The following is a 19,193-nucleotide window of genomic DNA, read 5'->3' on the forward strand; positions in this document are numbered from 1 at the left end:
CTTACGTTACTTTCCTCCAAATTCTTCCTTAATTAGCTTATCTCTGTAATCTGTAACATAGGAGCATTCGGGCCCATTGCATTTCTCTATCTTGAGCCTCATTTTCTTATCGGACTTTTGCTTTTTGTCCTCAAGAGCTTTCTGTTTATGCCGATTATACCAGACACATTTAGTTGACCAATCTTTGTTCACCATGATAGTGACAAAGTCGTCAACCAATTCACAACGCATAGTAGTTGCTGTAATCTGCCATTTGGCAGGTTTTAGTTCTGTCTTTGTCTTAGGCATCATTAACCTCCATTCTTTGGTTTTCTTCTTATTCCTATTTCAGGTTGTCTAAGCTGCTCAATCTCAAATTCCATTTCTTGAATTCGGCGTTGCATTTCTGTCATCTTCCCGACCATGCGTATTACTACCTCCACCCCAGCCAGATTAATTCCCAAATCGCTCATCAAGGTTTTAATATGACGCAGACGTTCAATATCAGCTTCCGAGTAGTAACGAATATTCCCCTTGGAACGATACGGCTGCACCAGGCCGATTCTTTCATAATATCTCAGAGTGTGCGTCTCAATGCCGACTATTCGAGCCGCAATGCTTATCACATATCTCGGTTCTGAACCCGCCGAATTCATGCTATCTTATCACCTCAACAACACAATGGCAATGCTTAATTGGGCCGATATGTTCGCAACTGCTCAAAAAGCTGTTTCTCCTGCTGTGTCAATTTTGCCGGCAGCACCACCTTGACTTTAGCAAACATGTCACCTCGTGCAGAGTCGTTCAAATGAGGCATGCCCTGACCTGTCAACCGAAACACCTTGCCGTTCTGGGTCTCCGGCGGCACTTTCAAAGCCACATTCCCCTTAAGTGTCGGGGCCTCCACTTCACCACCAAGCATGGCGATGACTAGCGGGACAGGCACCTCAACATGAAGGTCATCACCTTTACGCTCAAAGACTTGGTGAGGCAATACTTTCACTACCAGATAGATATCACCTTTAGCTCCATCATAATCTTGACTGCCCTGACCGGCAATCCGCACCTTTGAACCGTCTCTAACTCCCGGTGGAATTTTGACCTCGAGTCGCTTAGGTCTCAACAACTTGCCTGAACCTCCACAGGTAGAACATCTTGCTCTCCCCACCCTGCCACTACTACCACACACTGAACAAGGTTCCTCGGCCTGAAGTTGAAGAACACGCTTTGTCCCGTGATACGCTTCCTCCAAGGTCACCTCGACGGGATGCTCCATGCTCCTGGGCCCAGCAGAGCGGCGAGCAGTATTTGAACCACTACCAAAGCCCCGGAAAATACCGCCAAAGACGTCCCCCAAATCACCTAAGTCACCAAAATCAAAGGTGGTATAGGTGTCCCCCTGTCTGAAATCCCACTGGGCTCCTTGCCCGGCTTTGGCAAACTGCTCGGCATATTGCCACTGGTCGCCAAAGCGGTCATATTTCTTACGCTTTTCTGAGTCAGACAGAATCTCATACGCCTCATTTATTTCTTTAAACCTGGCTTCAGCCGACTTGTCACCAGGATTGACATCGGGATGATATTTCCGAGCTAGCCGACGATAAGCCTGCTTTACCTCCTTTTCAGTGGCATTGCGGCCAACTCCTAAGATCGTATAATAATCTCTACCCGGCATAACATTCACCTTTAACTTTTAGCCGTATTATAGATAATTTCTTAAACTTTGTCAAACACCTGCCCTATAAATGTTAATATTGATTATTAATCAGCTTGATAAAAGTATTTAAGTATCCTCTAATTTGTTGTGAGTGGAGCTCATATTACATAAAGGAGGTAAAGCTATGAACGTTGTACGATGGGAGCCATTCAGAGAAATGACAAGTTTGAGAGATGCTATGGATAGGCTGTTTGAGGACAGCTTCGCACGGGCTCCACGCTTGTGGCCCGGGCTTGGAGAATGGGAATTGCCTATCGACATGCATCAAACTGCTGACGAGGTGGTAGTGAAGGCATCTGTCCCAGGATTCAAGTCTGAGGAGGTTGATATCTCCATCACCGGGGATACCCTCACCATCAAAGGTGAACATAAGGAGGACAAGGAAATCGAAGAGGAGGATTACATCTACAAAGAGCGCCGCTACGGCACATTCAGCCACTCCATGCTCATCCCTGTACAGGTCAAGAGCAATAAGGCGAAGGCACTCTTCGGAGATGGCGTTCTCACCCTAACCTTGCCCAAGGCAGAAGAGGTCAAGGCAAAGCAAATCACTGAGGGCAAAAAGGCCGAAACCAGAAGCTAAAAGGCAAATCACTGAGCTCCACTCGCTGCTTGCCAGACTTCAAGAAATTGCTTAACAATCCGGGCTGTAGCCCCCCATATCACCCGTCCTTCATATTCATAGGAGTAATTAACAAAAACCTGATTATCAAAAGTATAATACTCCTCTTTTTTGTTAGCTTTATACAACAAAGCTAAGACGGGTACACTGAAAATTCCATCGATCTCATAAGGGCTTAAAGCGAACTCGTAAGGATAAGGGATAAAAGCTACAAAAGGCGAGATATTGAAACTCGATGTTGTTGTAGGGGTATCATCTAGTTCTCCCAAAACCTCCGCATCCTTGGCTTCCAATCCAATCTCCTCCCAGCTCTCTCTAAGAGCTGTATCCGAAAGACTAGCGTCAGACTCGCTGCGTGCTCCACCAGGAAATGATATCTGACCTTTGTGATGCGGTACCTGGTCGCTCCGCTGAGTGAAAAGGATATGATGTTCTCCGTCTTTGCAGAAAATTGGGATGAGGACTGCTGCCTCAGTCAACCCTCTGTCGCTTAACCTCATCTTCTGCCGCGAAGCCAACGCCTGCCTGAGCTTCTCTTTCATTCAACAAAATCATACATCACCCTCATTTGCAACACAAATCACAGAACTTGCCAAGCCAGCATATCTAAAATTTGCCAAGAAATTGACTTATTAGATATACTGAAATGTTGAGGTTTGTTTTAATATGCCCACCAATCGGGACTATTACGAAATACTTGGGGTTCCAAGAAACGCTAGTAACGAGGAAATCAAGAAAGCCTTCCGCAAGTTAGCTTTCAAATATCATCCTGACCACAACAAAGAATCAGGAGCCGAGGAAACATTCAAGGAGATAAACGAAGCCTACGAAGTTCTCTCCGATGCCCAAAAGCGTGCCTCCTATGACCGCTATGGCAATGTAGCCACCGCTGATCGATTTGGTTTCGAAGATCTCGGCTTCGGTGGCCTGGGTGACATTTTCGATGCTTTCTTTGGCGCCACTACTGCCAGGGCTCAACGCCGTTCCCCGCAAAAAGGATCTGACCTGCGAGCCAACCTAACCCTTTCTTTCGAAGAGGCCGTTTTCGGTATAGAAAAGCAGTTCGATATATGGCGCATCGAAAACTGCTCTGTGTGTAATGGCCTCGGCAGTCAACCAGGAACAAATCCGCAAAAATGCACTAACTGTAACGGCAATGGCGAAGTGCGCCGAACACAACAAAGCCTTTTCGGGCGTTTTGTTCACACCGCCACCTGTCCACACTGCAAAGGCGAAGGCACGGTGATTAACAACCCTTGCCACCAGTGCAAGGGTAGCGGTAAAGAAAGAATAAAGCGCAAACTCACGGTTAACGTTCCATCAGGTATAGATGAAAGCTATCAACTGCGCCTCAGCAATGAAGGCGATGCCGGAAGATATGGTGGTTCCCCAGGCGATATCTACATCAACTTTTCCGTGAAACCACATAAGGTCTTCAAACGTAAAGACCTTGATATCTTCTATGAGTTGCCAATTAATTTCGCGCAAGCTGCCCTGGGAGGTGACTTAGAGGTGCCGACCCTGGATGGTAACGCAACGTTGAAAATACCGCCGGAGACCCAGAACGGCAAGGTGTTTCGCATCAAAGGCAAAGGCATACCCCGACTTCACGGCAGAGGCAAGGGAGACCAATTGGTCATAATCCGGGTAGTAACCCCACAATCTATAGATACCAACCAGCGGCGACTTTTTGAAGAACTGGCCAAAACACTGCCCACGGCGAAAATGCCTGAAGGCAAAGACCACGAAATTATCGAATAGACGAAGGACGCGCCCATCAAGAGTTAGAGGATTGATTCAGGCTTCAGCCCGTCCTTGAACCGGCTTGATATCTCAGTTGGCGGCAGGGATTCGAATAACACGCTATATACAAGATTTATAATTGGTGTATCAAGTCTAACACTATTCGCCAATCGGTGAGCAGCTATAGCCGTATCAACCCCCTCAGTGACATGGGACATAGAACCAATTATGTCACTCAAAGGCCGCCCTTTACCCAATTCGTAACCCACATAATGATTACGACTCAACGAACTGTTACCGGTAGCTATTAGGTCGCCCAAGCCCGCTAGTCCATAAAAAGTGCCTGGCTTAGCCCCCAAGGCTATCCCCAGCGAAACAACCTCGCTCCAGCCTAGAGTTATAAAGGCAGCTTTGGCATTGTTGCCTAAATTCAAGCCATCCATGATTCCAGCCCCTAAGGCAATCACGTTCTTTAAGGCACCGCACAACTCAACACCAACAATGTCATCGCTGACGAAAACGGAGAAATTCGGTGAATCCAACAATGCCTGCACCTTTTTGGCAACCTCAATATCCTGACCAGCTATTACAGAGGTGGCAGGTAAGCCCTGGTTAATCTCTCCAGAAAGGTTCGGCCCGGATAGAGCACATATATTGTCATGAGAAACAGAGGTAGCCTCCTCCGCTATCACCTCTGACATCCTCTTGCCAGTTTCTGCTTCCAGCCCCTTAGCTGCGCTTACCAAAACCACAGAGGCATTTAAACGAGGATTACTAAGCCTCATATTTTGCCGCATGCGTTGGGCTGGCACGGCACAGATAACAAACTCAGCTCCATGTAATGCCTCGTCAAGATTATCTGTAAACGAGAGGCAACCGGCGGAGACGTCTTTCGATAGGCACCCTTGGTGCTCCTGTCTCATCTCCTTGGCCTTAGCCTCAGTCCGTACCCAAACACTGACCATCACCGCTTTGTCTGCCAAAAGCCTGCTCAAAGTATTACCCCAGGTAGTAGCACCGATAACAGCAACTTTAGACATAACCAGTTACCCCTTACAAAGGATAAAACGAATTTTCATGCAGTTGTGGTTATGGAGACTAATCACAGGGCTATCTTAGTTACTACGCCCTCGGCCCATCCGACTTTCAGTCCCAGCTTGCAACCTGCTGATATTGCTCCGATGCTGAAAGACAATCAACGCTGCAGCTACCAGGCTATAAATTAAGTAGACAGGAGAAGACGCATCAGCCAACGTCAGTACCATGAACAAACACAAAATACTCAATGAGCCAAGTATAGAGCCCAAGGACATATATTTACTCAGCCAAACCGTCACTATCAAAATCACACCACCGAATAAAGCAGCCAGTGGCCAAAGAGCAAACCAGCTACCAAAGTAAGCTGCTGCCCCCTTACCCCCACGAAATTTGATATATGCTGACCAATTGTGCCCCACCATCACCATCAAAGCCGTTATGACTTGACCCCATTGCCAATTAAGAGGAAAACCGGCTATAGGCAGTACGCTGTCACCTATGATAAACTTGGCCAACATCACCGGCACAAATGCCTTGACTAGGTCCAGAGCCATTGTAATGGCACCTGCTTTGAAACCTAGAACGCGCAACACGTTGGTACCGCCAAGATTACCACTACCGTACTTAGAAATATCAATCCCTGCCATCCGCTTGCTGATTATTAGAGCAAACGGAATAGCACCCATGAGATAACCAATCACTGCAACAAGAATGAATTTAGCCACTATCACGCCTTCTCACCCCCCACTTTCTGAAGCTTTCTTGATTTTGCCTTCTTGAAAATAAGCCGCAATGAGGTACCGGAAAAGCCAAAGGTTTGCCGGAGCCTATTTTCCAAATAGCGCTGATAAGAGAAGTGCACTAGCTCCGGGTCATTAACTAGAAGAGCAAAACTCGGCGGATTGATGCCCGCCTGATAGGCACGAATGACTTCGAGTTGCTTTAAACCTTTGCGTGGCCGCGTATGAGCTATCACCGCCTCTTTAATAAGTTTATCCACCACTGGGTCAGGTAACTGCTTTTGCCTTTCCTGCCATACCTCCAGAGCCCTAAGTATTATCTGGTTGACACCACGCCTAAATTTAGCTGAAACATAAAGAACGGGCACATGGGCCATAAACTTTAGCCGTTGCTGAATTTGTTGAGCGTATGCTTCCTTCGGCTGCTCGGAGACAAGGTCCCATTTATTAATCACCAGCACCATGCCTTTGCCCGCCTGCTTGACATAGCCAGCAATATGCACATCCTGAGTAGTAATAAACTCAGTAGCATCCGCAACTAACAGGGCAACATCGCAACGATTAATGGCACGCAAAGCTCGAATCAAGCTGTAATATTCTACTCCAATGCTAGTACGCCCACGCCGCCTGATGCCGGCAGTATCTATCAACAGCAACTCCTGCCCTCGGTGATTGAAAACGGTGTCCACAGCATCCCGAGTTGTCCCGGGAACTTGGTCCACAATGGTTCTCTCCTCGCCAACAATTGCATTCAATAACATTGATTTCCCTACATTAGGCCGTCCTACAATAGCCAGTTTAGGCTTATCTGAATCAACAAAACTAACAGAAGGCTCTGGAAGGAAATGAGTTATCGCTTGCAAAAGCTCGTTTATACCCCGACCATGTTGAGCACTAATAGCCAGTGGATTGCCAACGCCTAACCCGTAAAAATCAGCTGCCTGGCTTTCTAACCTGGCATTATCGGCTTTATTAGCCGCCAAAACCACCGGCTTATCACAGCTACGCAGCAGGTCGGCTATCTCACAGTCGGCAGCAATCACTCCATCGCGAACATCCACCATAAAAATAATTAAGTCGGCTTCAGCTATGGCTGCTTCTGCTTGGTCCTTAACTTTCTGAGCTAGAGAAGAGTCTGGCCTTAGCTCCAAACCACCGGTATCAACCAAAGTCACTTCCCGCCCCTGCCAGGAAACATCGGCAAAAACACGGTCGCGCGTCGTCCCTGGCAGGTCTTCAACAATAGCAACCGACCCACCTGCCAGACGATTAAACAGTGTCGACTTGCCGACATTGGCTCGACCGACTATAGCTACAACAGGTTTCATATTTTACTCACTATCGGAATAATGACTGGTATAAACAAAAAATGTCACTTGCTAGCGGGTGCGTCCAACCTTGCCAAACATCTCGGCCAGCAAATGCTCTTTGTAGGTGGAGCCTATTTTCTGTCTGGTCAAAGACCACTGAGCATGGGCTGTCCACAAACCCAGCAGCAACCTCCTCCCCCTGATGAGCTGGCAGAAGATGCATAAATATAACATCCTTCTTAGCTAAAGACAATAACCGGGCATCGACCTGATAGCGCGCGAAGGCTTTGCGACGTTTTTCAGCTTCAGTTTCAGCGCTTCGGCAATGTTTTTTTCAGTCTCCGCAGCGCTCAAATCGGCTACAGAAAGCAGATTCTTCGTCTTCACTTTAACCCCTCTTAAGGAATGAGCAATAGTATACCACGGCCGTCAACCTGTTATATAATGAACCTAATCACAGGAATTTAGGTGTCATTGCAAGGTGTCCCGAATGAAACGAGGGAACAGCCGTGGCAATCTCGCTCTCTTCCGTCATCGCGAGAGGCGTTAGCCCCGTGGCGATCTCGGGGTAGCTGAAAAAGGCTATGAGACTGCTTCGCCTCGCTCGCAATGACAAAGGGGAAAATTAGTACCAAAGTTAGATTGGTTAGTTTAAAGATATGGCTCAATACAGACCGCTGTTGCTGCTTTTTGATGGGAATGCTCTAGTACATCGAGCTTTCCACGCCATCCCTCCCCTAACAATCTCGAGAACCGGGGAAATGGTCAATGCCGTTCAAGGCTTTGCCAGTACCTTACTTAAGGTGCTAAATGAAATCAAGCCAACTCACTGGGCTATTGCCTTCGACCGTCCCACACCAACCTTCAGACACGAAAAATTCGAGGACTACAAAGCTCAACGCCCCAAAACCCCCGAAGAGCTGGTCAGTCAAATAAAGCGAGTGCACCAGCTAGTAGATACCTTCCATATTCCCACCTTCGAAATCGATGGCTACGAAGCTGATGACGTTCTGGGTACTCTGAGCCTCCAGGCTAGCCAGCAAAACGTAGACACCCTCATCGTTACCGGCGACAACGACATGCTGCAGGTCGTCTCACCGAGCACAAAGGTAATGTCTCCAAGACGAAGCTTCAGCGATACAGTAATCTACGATGAGACTGGCGTCGAGCAGAAATACGGCATATCTTCCAGTCAACTCACCGACTTCAAAGCTCTCACCGGCGACCCTTCAGACAACATTCCTGGCATCCCCGGCATCGGCGACAAGACAGCAGTCAAGCTGCTGCGACAATTCAACAGCCTTGAGGGAATATACACGCATATCGACGAAATAACACCTGAGAAGCTACAGGCGTTGCTCCGCGACCATAAAGACCGGGTTCTTCAAAACAAGGAACTGGCGACAATAGTTACCGATGTCCCCATAATCTTGAATCTGAATGCTTGCCAGGTCAGCAGATACGACAGACATCAGGTAGTCGAGCTTTTCCGCGAACTGGGATTCGCCCAATTGCTATCCAGGCTGCCCGAGGAGATAGAAGGGACACCAACTGTAGCTCCTGGCAAACCCATATCCAAAAAGGACTACCACATAATTGACAGCGACCAAGCGCTAGATAAGCTTATCACCCAGCTGCTAGCCGCCAAAGAATTCACCGTTGATGTAGAGACTTCCAGCAAAGAAGTCATGGCTGCTGAGCTCGTCGGCATCTCGCTGTCATCAAAGCCGGGTGAAGCCTACTACATACCGCTGGGGCACCGTGGGCTAAGCCACATATCCCAGCTACCATTGTCTCAAGTCATTGCCAGGCTTAAGCCGGTGCTTGAAGACACCAAAATCCCCAAAATAGCACAAAACGGCAAATTTGATATGACGGTGCTCGCCGAATATGGGATAAGGCTTGAGAATCTTAGCTTCGATACCATGATTGCCGCCTATCTGCTGGGTGAAAAGTCCATCGGGCTTAAAGCACTGGCTTTCAATAAACTGGGAGTTGAGATGACACCCATCACCGACTTAATTGGCAAAGGAGCCAAGCAGCTCTCTATGGCGATGGCAACAATAGAACAGGTTACCGACTATGCCTGTGCCGATGCCGATATTACTCTAAGGCTTAAAAGCGTGCTCGACGCTGAGCTGCGAAAAGAAGGACTATGGCAACTTTTCAGCGAAGTGGAGATGCCCTTGGTACCAGTGCTGGTAGACATGGAAAGAAATGGGGTGGCTATAGACGTTGAGCTGCTGCGAGATATGTCTCACAGCCTGGGAAAGGAGATGCTCAGACTGGAAGCCGAGGTTTACAACAGCCTTGGCTACAGGTTCAACATAAACTCGTCGCAACAGTTGTCCAGAATCCTGTATGAGGAGATAAGGCTTCCCAAGCCGCGCAAAACAAAAAGCGGCTATTCTACCGAAGCCTCAGCGCTTGAGGAGCTAAAGGGAACTCATCCTATAATTGAGCTTGTCCTACAATACCGCCAGCTGGCTAAATTGAAGTCAACCTACACCGATGCTTTCCCTGCCTTAGTCAACCCTAAAACAGGCCGGCTCCATACAAGTTTCAACCAGACAGGCACAACTACCGGCCGTCTTTCCTCCAGCGAGCCGAACATGCAGAACATCCCCATAAGGAGCGAGCTGGGTGGAAGAATAAGGCAAGCCATCATCGCCCAGCCGGGGTGGTATCTTCTATCCGCCGATTACTCCCAAATCGACCTCAGGGCATTGGCCCACATTTCACAGGACCAGGAGCTTATCGCCACCTTCCTCAGAGACGAAGACGTCCATACCGCCACCGCTTCCCGCGTCTTTAATGTCCCAACAGACAAGGTGATACCTGAGATGCGCCGTGTGGCCAAAACAGTCAACTTCGGCGTTATCTACGGCATGAGCGACTACGGTCTGGAGCAAGCTACAAGTTTCAGTCGGGAGGAGGCTGCCCAGTTCATAAGCGCTTATTTCGAGAAATATCCCAGGGTCAAAGAATATATCGAAGCCACCAAGAGCCAGGCCAGAGAACTGGGTTATGTGCAGACAGTGATGGGCAGGCGCCGTTATATTCCTGAAATCAAGTCGCCAAACCGTCAGGTCAGAGAAGCTGCTGAGCGAATGGCGATAAATATGCCAGTGCAGGGCACTTCGGCTGATATAATCAAAATCGCCATGGTCAACCTTCACCGCGAGATGGAAAAACAGAACTTGCGAAGCAAAATGAACCTTCAAGTGCACGATGAACTCCTCTTTGAAGTGCCGCCAGAGGAAACAGACCTGATGAAAGAACTAGTAGCTGAAATAATGCCTCAAGCCTTAAAGCTCAGCGTGCCCTTGAAGATAGACATCAAACTAGGCAAAAACTGGGCCGAGATGGGATAAGGTGCCTGAACTTCCCGAAGTCGAAACCATAAAGAACGAACTCTCTCCCCACATAATCGGATGGCGATTCACCGGCGCTACCGTCTGCGACGCTAAGATGGTGCGCCAGCCTTCAGTTGAAGAGTTTCGCCGCAAACTCGTGGGGCAAAGGATAAACGGCCTTGAGCGCCGCGGCAAATATCTCCTCTTCCGCCTGTTCAGCGACAACGTGCTGATTATCCACCTCAAAATGTCCGGGGCTCTGCTGCTAAATCCAGAACAAGCCGACCGCTATACCAGAGTCATCTTCGACCTTGATAACGGCAACCGGCTCATCTTCACCGATCGAAGGCGGCTAGGAGCCATCTGGCTGGTAGAAAATGAACAGGCTGTTACCGGCAAGCTCGGCCCTGAGCCACTAGCCCCAGAATTCACCGCCGAGAGTCTAGCCGAACGACTGCACAAACGCCAGGCGCCGATAAAAGCCGTACTCCTCGACCAAGCTTTTATCGCCGGCATTGGCAACATGTATGCCGATGAAGCTCTGTTTGCTGCCAGAATCCACCCACTGCGGAAAGCAAATAGCCTGTCACCTCAAGAAATCAAAAAGCTACACAAAGCCATCGTTGACGTCCTGCGGTCAGCCATCGACAGCAAAGGTGCCAGCGTTGACACCTATAAACTTCCCGATGGCGAACTTGGCACTGCACATTCAAACTTCTGCGTGGCTCATCGCGGCGGCAAGCCATGCCCTATCTGTGGCACGCCCATCCAGCGCCTTGCCATCAGAAACCGTGGCAGCTACTTCTGCCCCAATTGCCAAAAGCTCTAGACAGACGTGTTATAATTGTATTATCGAGGATAAAGGAGGTGGGAGATATGAATGCATTAGAGCACAAACACTAGCCGTCTTATTATTAACCGAACTCAAAAGGAGGTAAATGTGAGAAAAGCGATTTTTATTTTCTTCGGTTTACTGCTTGCAGTGTCGATGTTCTCCTTCCCAGCAGACACGATAAGCGCCCAGACAATCACCACGCCACAGTTATCGTCATCTTCCCCAGCCGCTATGCAAGCAGGCGAAAAGGAATTAATAGATGACATTCTCAGAGAGCTTGACCAGGCCCGGAAATTAACCAACGATAGTAATATTCAGGGCCAGATAGGTGTCATCAAAGAATGGGTCAAAAAGCTTCAGGCACTTATAGAGCGGGGTGACACGAAGGCAGCTCTTGAAATCAAATATACAATAGCCAGGCGGCTGGAGTGGCTAATAAACCAATTGCCAACTGTTACGCCCGGTACAACTACCGCCGTCGCAGCTGTGCCAGCACCAAACCCTCTATATGATGAGCTGGTCAGAATTCGAGCCAAAATTGATAAGCTCATAGCGCTGGAAGAGCGAGAAATGCCAACCATAACGCCATGGGAACCACCTGAAATCCAGCGCCCGCCGGAGATGGAAAAGCTGATTGTCTACTCAGCCAAGTTCCTCTGTGGGCCCGCCTTAGGTGGGGAAGGCGTTCAGTCCGGCTCATATTCCACAGCCATTAACGTACATAACCCGAATAACGACACCGTCTATGTGTTCAAGAAAGCTGTTATTGCCCAGCGAGAGGATGAAGCCAGAGGCAGAATCTCTGCTTTTCGAAAAGTCGCGCTAGGACCTGACGAGGCCATAGAGATTGACTGCATCGACATAGTCAGATTCTTTGGGGCTCAACAAGAAACTGGAGTAACTGCCCCCTCTCAGCAAACACAGACCTTGCTACAAACCACAAATGTTACGCCAATAAGTTCTGTGGTTAGGTTCATCAAAGGCTTCGTCGTCATCTACGCCACAGCGCCTTTGGATGTAGTCGGCGTTTATACTGGCAGCACACCCAATGGCTTCAGCCTTGATGTCGAACAAATTCCTCGCAGTACCATGGGAGTCCCTGTGCGCGTTCCAGAAGAACCTGAAGAAGAAGCCGAATGTCCCGCAGGATGTTACTGTATGACCAAGGACGAGGCCCTTGGTAAATTAGGGGCCAACGCTACTCTGTGCCAGGATGCACCATGCGATAAGGACGCCAGAGGAGTCCTCAGATATTGCTGGAAAGCCGGCGAGGAGGTTAAATGCCCCGGGGGCTGCGTCTGCCTGACCAAGGATGATGCCTATAAGAGGTACGGACAAAACGCTACCCTCTGCCAAGATGCGCCATGCGATAAGGACGCCAGTGGAAACCCTCTATACTGCTGGAAACCGCCGGCCCAGGCTACCTGTCCGCAGGGATGCGTCTGCTTGACCAAGGATGACGCCTATAAACGATATGGACAAAACGCTACCCTTTGCCAGGACGCGCCATGCGATAAGGATGCCAGTGGAAACCTCCTATATTGCTGGAAACCACCGGCCGAGGTTACCTGTCCGCAGGGATGCTACTGTCTGACCAAAGCCGATGCCGACGGTCGGGGCTACACCACCCTGTGTCAGGACCAACCATGTGGATATGTCACCAGCGCCACAACTGCCACTACAACTGCCGCCACAACCGCTGTGCAAACCCCTAAATATTGCTACAAACCGCCGGCTCAGGTTACCTGCCCCCAGGGATGCTATTGTCTAACCAAAGACGAGGCATACGCCAAATTGGGGGCCAACGCCACCATGTGTCAGGAACAGCCATGCGAATATGTTGCAGGTGCCACAGGTGCTGCGCAAATCGTGAGATATTGCTGGAAACCGCCGGCCGAGGTTACCTGCCCCCAAGGATGCTACTGTCTGACCAAAGCCGATGCCGACGGTCGGGGCTACACCACTCTCTGCCAGGACCAGCCGTGTGGGTATGTTGCAGGTGCGACAACAGCTATGCAAACCCCGAAATATTGCTACAAACCACCAGCTCAGGTCACCTGCCCACAGGGCTGCGTATGTGCCACCTTCGATGAGGCTAAGCAATACGGCTACGTTTACTGCCAGAACCAACAGATACAATGCGGCACCGGTAAGTATTGCTTCCAACGGGCAGTCACAGAGGTCAAACCCACACCAGCCAGAATACTAATTGACCCCGCTCAGGCTAGAAACGTTGTGGGTTCTCAGCATACCATCACGGTTGTTGTCTACGACACTAACGGCAAGCCAATGGCGAACGTAAGGGTAAAAATCAGCCACACTGGTGCTAATAGCTTCGCCCCGATCGAGCTCACGACTGACGGCAATGGCAAGGCTAGCTATAACTACACCGGCAAAAACACCGGCACCGATACCATCGTGGCTACTGTTGACAGTCTGTCAGCCAAAGCCACCAAGGAATGGTATAGACTGCCAACAATAACCGTACCACCGACCCTCAAATGAAGCCCAAGCAGAGCTGGGGAGTTTTCTATGAGCTCCCCAGCTCTCACCTAAATTCAAGAAGTCGAAAGCTTATCCAAAGCTGCTCTCAGCCGCTTAAGGCACAGCTCCCTACCCAGCACCTCCATGGTCTGAAACAAAGGCGGAGCTGCCGTTCTTCCCGTAACTGCTACACGCAGCAGGCCAAAGAATACGCTGGTCTTCAATTCACGCTCCTCAGCCAATGGCCGGAAAACAGCCTCTAGTGAAGCTGCGTCCCAATTCTTCAAATTATCCATCTCGGCAACCGAAGCCTGGAGACTTTTAATCGCTTCAGCCTTCTCAATTTTACCCAAGAGCAGCCCTATATCATATTCCACTTCATCCGCAAAGAAAAAATCGCTGAGCTGTGGCACTTCAGCCAGAGTTTTAGCTCTCTCTTGGACAAGAGGCACAATCTGACGGATATAGCCAATGTCGAATGGACGATTGATTTCCGCTGGCAAGTCCCTTTCCAAAAAAGGGGTAGCTCGCTGGGCAAATCTTTCTGCACTCAAACCCCGGAGATAAACCCCATTCATCCAATCGAGCTTATCTTTGTTAAACACGGCTGCAGTCCGGCTTATCCGCTCCAGCGAGAAATGCTTCACTATCTCTTCTCGTGTCAAAAGCTCCGTCTTATCATCCAACGACCAGCCAAGCAGAACTAGAAAGTTAAACATCGCTTCGGGCAAATAGCCCTGCTCTCGATATTCAGTGATGGCTGTAGCACCATGCCGCTTACTTAGCTTCGACCTATCTGTCCCCAGAATCATAGGTAAATGGGCAAACTGAGGTGGCTGCCAACGCAGCGCCAGGTAAAGCAGAACATGACGAGGTGTGCTCGATAGCCACTCATCAGCTCTGAGAATATGGGAAATCTCCATAACATGGTCATCAACTATGTTGGCCAGATGATACGTAGGATAACCATCAGATTTAAGGAGAACGAAATCGTCCAAGGTGCTGTTTTCAAAGACTATCTGGCCACGAAGCAAATCATTGAAAGAGGTCTGGCCATCAAGGGATGACTTGAAACGCACCACAGGTATAATCCCGCTCGCCTCCATCTCAATCTTCTGTTTTTGTGTGAGGTTGCGACAGTGACGGTCATAGCCGGGTGGCTGCTTCCGCTTTATCTGCTCCTGACGCATTGACTCCAGCCGTTGGGGAGAACAGTAGCAATGGTAAGCAGACTCCTGCTTCAGCAACCTATCAGCCACCTCGCGGTAAAGCTCCAGCCGTTGTGATTGGAAATAGGGACCTTCATCCCAATCAAGCCCGAGCCAGCGCAGACTCTCCAAAATAATATCTGTAGCTCCATCCACTAGACGAGCCACATCGGTGTCCTCAATACGCAGAATAAAAAGGCCATTATTGTGACGGGCGAATAGCCAATTAAATAGAGCGGTCCTGATATTGCCAAGATGAGGATAGCCTGTTGGGCTTGGAGCGAAGCGAACACGCACCATAGTTTCAGACATAGCTAGCCTGGCCCCGCGCATAAGGCCCCGTGAAAGACACCTGCCTTACCGGCAGTTTCACCACGTAGGTATCAGCAATCTTATCATGTATACCTTGCTTGCGGGCATCAAAGGCAACCCAGATAAAACCTACAAACAGAGTTACCACCGAGACAATGTATCCCAAGAAACGATACAGCGCGCATTGTAATTTAACCGGAGAGCTGTCAGTCCGAATAACCTTTATCCCCACAGCCATCTTCCCCAGCGTCTGTCCCCGCCATACCCAAAAACCCAACCAATAAGCAACCGATATTACTAGGCCGCTTGGCACCCAGATTACCGGAGAGGCAAAAACGCAGACAATAACGGCAACAATAAACCCTAAGACCAAAAGGTCAATAACACCTGCCCCGAGCCTAACCCAGAAACCAGCATACTCTAAGGCAAACTCTTTTGGCTTCTTCTCCAACCCTCATTCCTTTTGAAAACGCTAGTCTTACTGCGCATTCTTGGATTCACTGAAGGCAACAAATCATCCCATAAGGCTTAAGTAATTAGAGAATATCCTGGAAAGATACAGGAAACGGTTAATAGATTACTACCAAATCCTCATTTTTTGGTCAGGATACGGTACATGCCTTCAAGATCATTCAATCTTCGTCTGAGCCGCCCAGCTAGCTGTTCAGCCTGCTTCAAGGCATTCCTGACATCCTCCATATCGGTTTGGATTTTAAATAGTAACTCATTCCGCCGAACAGCGGAATCAGCTTCAAAGCTCTCCAAATCGCCGAATTCGCCTTTGCCACTTAATTGTGAAAGCAACTCACTATCACGCCCCATTTGACCTTTTTTAATCTGCTCAAAAGACTTATCAGCGCCCTTCATCTTTAAATACCTCTCTTCAAATACAATTTAACACATTATCTATGCATTAGCAATAGGAAAAGGCAAGAATTCTAAACCTTTACCCCAGTTATGAGTCTCATAGCCTGCTTCAGGTCTGAAGGCAATTCACAGGTGAATTCCTGGTATGCGCCGCTGGCAAGCAAACGGAAACCCAAGCGGTAAGCATGAACGAACTGCCGCTTAACATAGGCGGACCTGACACCATACATCGGGTCACCGACGACTGGATAGCCAATAGCTGATAAATGAACTCGTATCTGATGGGTTCGACCAGTTTCAGTGGTAACCTCAAGCAGGGAGTAATCACCCAGATACTCCTTAACCTTATATCTGGTCCTGGCTTGCCTGCCGTTAGATACTACCGCCATCCGTTTGCGATTGAACGGGTCACGCCCGACAGGAGCATCGATAACACCCTGACTCTGAGCCAGCTTACCTTTAACTAAGACAAGGTAACCCTTGGACACTGACCTGGCTTTGAATTGATTAATCAGATATTGCTGCGCGGAGTTATTCTTGGCAATAATCATCAACCCCGAGGTATCTTTGTCCAAACGGTGAACTATACCCGGTCGTATAGCATCACCAAAGTTGCCCAAATTTGGGCAACGAGCTAAGAGGGCATTGACCAAGGTATGAGTGGTATGTCCCGGAGACGGATGGACAACTAACCCAGCCGGCTTGTCTATCACCAGAAGGTCGTCATCTTCATAAATCACATCCACCGGAATAGGTTCAGCAACAAGTGAGACCTGTTCGGGAGGGGGCAACGCGATATGAATCTTATCTCCAGCATTCAACTTCTGGCTTGCCTTGGCTCCACATTCGTTGACCAAAATATAGCCCTGCTCAATCAGCTTCTGAAGGCGAGAGCGTGATAACTCAGGATATTCTTTAGCTAGATATCTATCCAGGCGACCTGTTGACCCTGCAACCTGCAATATCTTAACTTCTGGCTCCAGAGGAATTACCATTTCCCTTTCTAAATGCCCAAAAAATGAAAATAGCCAGCACTATACTACCAACGGTGATGGCTGAGTCAGCGACGTTAAATGCCGGCCAGTGAAAATCACGCCACAGGCGAACATCAACAAAGTCGGTAACATAACCGAAACGTAGGCGGTCTATCAGATTACCTACTGCACCACCAAAAACCAAGCCCAAAGCCGAGATACCCAGAATGCTAGACCTAGAAAGATAGCGATAAAACAGCAAAATAGTCATTAACCCGGCTATAGCGACTAGCGTTAGCAAGAAAGCTTGATTTGCAAAAAGACCAAAGGCTGAGCCAGTATTCCGCACATGGGTCAAGCTTAAGAAACTGGTTATAGACACTGTTTGATAGAGCTCTAAATGAGACCTGACCCACAGCTTACTTGTCTGGTCTAATGCCACCACAAAGGCAGCAATGATGAGGAATAATCCTCCCCACCACCCACTACCTTGCCGTTCTACTTCTGGCATTCTTCGCCTGGCGCGCTTTACACTCAAGACACAAGTTCGCTTGCGGCAATGCCTCAAGCCTAGCTGGCTCTATGGACCGACCACAAAGGTCACATATTCCATAAGTGCCAGCCTCATATTTTTTCAGAGCATGCTCCACCCCAGCTAGAGCGTCAGTCAGCTGCCTTTCCAGAGCCATCCTCTTCTCCAACTCAAAGGCTTCGGTGGCTCCCTCTTCTCGCTTTCCGAAGGGACTTCCCTCTCGCTGCTCGTCAGCAGACTTCTCCTCAGCCTTCAACCGCTGAAGCTCCTTTTTCAGACGCACCTGCTCTTGTTTCAAACGTTCATAAAGCTCAGTAAAATTGGCCACAACTTAAACCTGTCTCAACATGCTGTGGAGACTATTCTAGCCTATGCTAGATAGGAAAGCAAGCTAGTCAACCATAAGACGTAGCTGTCGTATAGTGCCTATCGCTTGTCCGCGCCAATGGTTATTGGCGAAGACAAAAGTCTTTTCTGCTAGACTGTTCAGCTTGCTTATCCGTGGCAACCATTCCTTCAGTTCTTCGGCTGAATAGGTATAATCATACCTTTCGTAAGCATGCTCGTGTTGCCACCACTTGGCTGCATTACGCCCGTGGAAACGCACATAACCTACATTACTAGTAACCTCAGCCAACGGCGGCAGGAGCTTGGGCAACTGTGGCTCATCAACACAACAAAAACCAAGATTGCGGTTTCGCAGCAAATCAAAGACATCTGACCGCAGCCATTGAGAGTTGCGAAATTCCACCACCACCGGTAAATCACCCAGCCGTTCCTGAAAAAGTTCAAGATAATCGCGATTCTGAAGGCTGAAATGAAAACTGTAGGGAAACTGAGCTAACACACAGCCCAGCTTACCGGCAGCCATAAAAGGCTGGAGTATACGGACAAATGCTGCAAAAACACTGCCATCGTGCTGGCGTTGATGTGTCATCTCTTGATTCGCTTTGATGGAGAATAAGAACCCCTCTCCAGTCTTACCAATCATAGCTTCCAGAACGGAAGGCTTAGGCAAGGCATAAAAGGTAGAATTCAGTTCTAAGGAGTTGAATTCCCGGGCATAGTAACGAAGCCATTCCTGTCGTGGCATGCCACGAGGATAAAAGTTACCTACCCAATCATTATAGCTGAAGCCAGACGTGCCTAAGTAAAGCACACCTTAGTCTAGCACAGCTGTCAGCGTAAACAAAGCTAACGCAGCTTTAAATAAAGCGGATGCAATTAAACGCTCAATTTCTTACGAAGTTAAATAGCCAGAATTATAGTCCATATCCCGATAATAATTAGATAAATACCAACAAGGTAGTTTAATATCCTAGGAAAAATCATCACGATAATGCCGAAGATAAGGGTTAATATACCAATTATTAAACTGCCTACGGGAGCTATAGTAATGCCAAACATAATACATTACCTCCTTTTCAAAATAAGCAATGTCCTCAGGACAAATAAAATACTACTTACACCAACGTG

The 19,193-nt window shown here is 48.6% G+C and carries 20 protein-coding genes and 1 pseudogene; 5 read left to right on the forward strand and 16 right to left on the reverse strand.

The window, feature by feature from the left end; all coding sequences use genetic code 11:
- Nucleotides 1-6: 6 nt before the first annotated feature.
- The 3 genes from FJ023_04480 to FJ023_04490 are packed head-to-tail and all read right to left on the reverse strand — an operon-like array spanning nt 7 to nt 1,654.
- Entirely contained in the window at nt 7-288 is a 282-nt protein-coding gene (locus FJ023_04480; protein ID MBM4446594.1) for a hypothetical protein, read from the reverse strand.
- A gap of 2 nt (nt 289-290) precedes the next feature.
- The gene (locus tag FJ023_04485) at nt 291-635 is read right to left on the reverse strand and encodes a MerR family transcriptional regulator (protein ID MBM4446595.1); all 345 of its coding nucleotides are present in this window, start codon (nt 633-635) and stop codon (nt 291-293) included.
- Between the two features lie 35 nt (nt 636-670).
- Nucleotides 671-1,654 (reverse strand): molecular chaperone DnaJ, encoded by a 984-nt coding sequence (locus FJ023_04490; protein MBM4446596.1) that lies wholly within the window; start codon nt 1,652-1,654, stop codon nt 671-673.
- A gap of 166 nt (nt 1,655-1,820) precedes the next feature.
- On the opposite strand from FJ023_04490, the gene FJ023_04495 reads away from it, so the two are divergent.
- Nucleotides 1,821-2,279: an Hsp20/alpha crystallin family protein gene (locus tag FJ023_04495; protein ID MBM4446597.1), complete on the forward strand. Its 459-nt coding sequence runs from the start codon at nt 1,821-1,823 to the stop codon at nt 2,277-2,279.
- A gap of 8 nt (nt 2,280-2,287) precedes the next feature.
- Here FJ023_04495 and FJ023_04500 read toward each other — a convergent pair whose 3' ends face one another.
- Nucleotides 2,288-2,860, reverse strand: coding sequence for a CoA pyrophosphatase (locus FJ023_04500; GenBank protein MBM4446598.1), 573 nt, complete (start codon nt 2,858-2,860; stop codon nt 2,288-2,290).
- Nucleotides 2,861-2,984: 124 nt separating this feature from the next.
- Here FJ023_04500 and dnaJ point away from each other — a divergent pair, with 124 nt between their 5' ends.
- Nucleotides 2,985-4,079 carry a molecular chaperone DnaJ gene (gene dnaJ / locus FJ023_04505; protein MBM4446599.1) on the forward strand — a complete coding sequence of 365 codons (1,095 nt, stop codon included), beginning with the start codon at nt 2,985-2,987 and terminating at the stop codon, nt 4,077-4,079.
- Between the two features lie 23 nt (nt 4,080-4,102).
- Here dnaJ and FJ023_04510 read toward each other — a convergent pair whose 3' ends face one another.
- From FJ023_04510 to FJ023_04525, 4 genes and pseudogenes are all read right to left on the reverse strand, one after another.
- Entirely contained in the window at nt 4,103-5,101 is a 999-nt protein-coding gene (locus FJ023_04510; protein ID MBM4446600.1) for an NAD(P)-dependent glycerol-3-phosphate dehydrogenase, read from the reverse strand.
- 75 nt (nt 5,102-5,176) lie between these two features.
- The gene (plsY, locus tag FJ023_04515) at nt 5,177-5,824 is read right to left on the reverse strand and encodes a glycerol-3-phosphate 1-O-acyltransferase PlsY (GenBank protein MBM4446601.1); all 648 of its coding nucleotides are present in this window, start codon (nt 5,822-5,824) and stop codon (nt 5,177-5,179) included.
- A gap of 2 nt (nt 5,825-5,826) precedes the next feature.
- Complete coding sequence (locus FJ023_04520; protein ID MBM4446602.1) at nt 5,827-7,167, reverse strand: ribosome biogenesis GTPase Der; 1,341 nt, start codon at nt 7,165-7,167, stop codon at nt 5,827-5,829.
- A gap of 10 nt (nt 7,168-7,177) precedes the next feature.
- Nucleotides 7,178-7,462: pseudogene (locus FJ023_04525) on the reverse strand (hypothetical protein).
- Nucleotides 7,463-7,808: 346 nt separating this feature from the next.
- On the opposite strand from FJ023_04525, the gene polA reads away from it, so the two are divergent.
- From polA to FJ023_04540, 3 genes are all read left to right on the forward strand, one after another.
- On the forward strand, nt 7,809-10,523 hold the full coding sequence (polA, locus tag FJ023_04530) for a DNA polymerase I (GenBank protein MBM4446603.1): 2,715 nt from the start codon (nt 7,809-7,811) through the stop codon (nt 10,521-10,523).
- A 1-nt stretch (nt 10,524) separates the two neighbouring features.
- Entirely contained in the window at nt 10,525-11,334 is an 810-nt protein-coding gene (mutM, locus tag FJ023_04535) for a DNA-formamidopyrimidine glycosylase (GenBank protein ID MBM4446604.1), read from the forward strand.
- A gap of 111 nt (nt 11,335-11,445) precedes the next feature.
- Nucleotides 11,446-13,845 carry a hypothetical protein gene (locus FJ023_04540; GenBank protein ID MBM4446605.1) on the forward strand — a complete coding sequence of 800 codons (2,400 nt, stop codon included), beginning with the start codon at nt 11,446-11,448 and terminating at the stop codon, nt 13,843-13,845.
- Nucleotides 13,846-13,898: 53 nt separating this feature from the next.
- On the opposite strand, the gene FJ023_04545 is transcribed toward FJ023_04540, so the two are convergent.
- The 8 genes from FJ023_04545 to FJ023_04580 form a co-directional block, all read right to left on the reverse strand.
- Entirely contained in the window at nt 13,899-15,344 is a 1,446-nt protein-coding gene (locus FJ023_04545) for a glutamate--tRNA ligase (protein MBM4446606.1), read from the reverse strand.
- A complete protein-coding gene (locus tag FJ023_04550) occupies nt 15,337-15,795 on the reverse strand; it encodes an RDD family protein (GenBank protein ID MBM4446607.1) in 459 nt (152 codons plus the stop codon). Before FJ023_04550 ends, FJ023_04545 begins: the two co-directional genes overlap by 8 nt.
- Nucleotides 15,796-15,935: 140 nt before the next feature.
- Entirely contained in the window at nt 15,936-16,211 is a 276-nt protein-coding gene (locus FJ023_04555; GenBank protein ID MBM4446608.1) for a hypothetical protein, read from the reverse strand.
- A gap of 71 nt (nt 16,212-16,282) precedes the next feature.
- Nucleotides 16,283-17,206: an RluA family pseudouridine synthase gene (locus tag FJ023_04560; protein ID MBM4446609.1), complete on the reverse strand. Its 924-nt coding sequence runs from the start codon at nt 17,204-17,206 to the stop codon at nt 16,283-16,285.
- Complete coding sequence (gene lspA / locus FJ023_04565; GenBank protein MBM4446610.1) at nt 17,178-17,696, reverse strand: signal peptidase II; 519 nt, start codon at nt 17,694-17,696, stop codon at nt 17,178-17,180. Before lspA ends, FJ023_04560 begins: the two co-directional genes overlap by 29 nt.
- Nucleotides 17,671-18,045, reverse strand: a complete 375-nt coding sequence (locus FJ023_04570) for a molecular chaperone DnaK (GenBank protein ID MBM4446611.1) — start codon at nt 18,043-18,045, stop codon at nt 17,671-17,673. The genes lspA and FJ023_04570 overlap by 26 nt, the downstream gene beginning before the upstream one ends.
- 63 nt (nt 18,046-18,108) lie before the next feature.
- Entirely contained in the window at nt 18,109-18,876 is a 768-nt protein-coding gene (locus FJ023_04575; protein MBM4446612.1) for a DUF72 domain-containing protein, read from the reverse strand.
- An 89-nt stretch (nt 18,877-18,965) separates the two neighbouring features.
- Nucleotides 18,966-19,124, reverse strand: a complete 159-nt coding sequence (locus FJ023_04580; protein MBM4446613.1) for a DUF3096 domain-containing protein — start codon at nt 19,122-19,124, stop codon at nt 18,966-18,968.
- Between the last annotated feature and the right edge of the window lie 69 nt (nt 19,125-19,193).

Source organism: Chloroflexota bacterium, assembly GCA_016875875.1.
GTDB lineage: Bacteria > Chloroflexota > Dehalococcoidia > GIF9 > UBA5629 > 9FT-COMBO-48-23.

Excerpts from the sequence above, each read along its gene's own strand:
- FJ023_04480 (MBM4446594.1), bottom strand. The coding sequence starts at position 288 with ATGCCTAAGACAAAGACAGAACTAAAACCTGCCAAATGGCAGATTACA.
- FJ023_04485 (MBM4446595.1), bottom strand. The coding sequence starts at position 635 with ATGAATTCGGCGGGTTCAGAACCGAGATATGTGATAAGCATTGCGGCT.
- FJ023_04490 (MBM4446596.1), bottom strand. The coding sequence starts at position 1,654 with ATGCCGGGTAGAGATTATTATACGATCTTAGGAGTTGGCCGCAATGCC.
- FJ023_04495 (MBM4446597.1), top strand. The coding sequence starts at position 1,821 with ATGAACGTTGTACGATGGGAGCCATTCAGAGAAATGACAAGTTTGAGA.
- FJ023_04500 (MBM4446598.1), bottom strand. The coding sequence starts at position 2,860 with ATGAAAGAGAAGCTCAGGCAGGCGTTGGCTTCGCGGCAGAAGATGAGG.
- dnaJ (MBM4446599.1), top strand. The coding sequence starts at position 2,985 with ATGCCCACCAATCGGGACTATTACGAAATACTTGGGGTTCCAAGAAAC.
- FJ023_04510 (MBM4446600.1), bottom strand. The coding sequence starts at position 5,101 with ATGTCTAAAGTTGCTGTTATCGGTGCTACTACCTGGGGTAATACTTTG.
- FJ023_04520 (MBM4446602.1), bottom strand. The coding sequence starts at position 7,167 with ATGAAACCTGTTGTAGCTATAGTCGGTCGAGCCAATGTCGGCAAGTCG.
- polA (MBM4446603.1), top strand. The coding sequence starts at position 7,809 with ATGGCTCAATACAGACCGCTGTTGCTGCTTTTTGATGGGAATGCTCTA.
- FJ023_04545 (MBM4446606.1), bottom strand. The coding sequence starts at position 15,344 with ATGTCTGAAACTATGGTGCGTGTTCGCTTCGCTCCAAGCCCAACAGGC.
- FJ023_04555 (MBM4446608.1), bottom strand. The coding sequence starts at position 16,211 with ATGAAGGGCGCTGATAAGTCTTTTGAGCAGATTAAAAAAGGTCAAATG.
- FJ023_04560 (MBM4446609.1), bottom strand. The coding sequence starts at position 17,206 with ATGGTAATTCCTCTGGAGCCAGAAGTTAAGATATTGCAGGTTGCAGGG.
- lspA (MBM4446610.1), bottom strand. The coding sequence starts at position 17,696 with ATGCCAGAAGTAGAACGGCAAGGTAGTGGGTGGTGGGGAGGATTATTC.
- FJ023_04580 (MBM4446613.1), bottom strand. The coding sequence starts at position 19,124 with ATGTTTGGCATTACTATAGCTCCCGTAGGCAGTTTAATAATTGGTATA.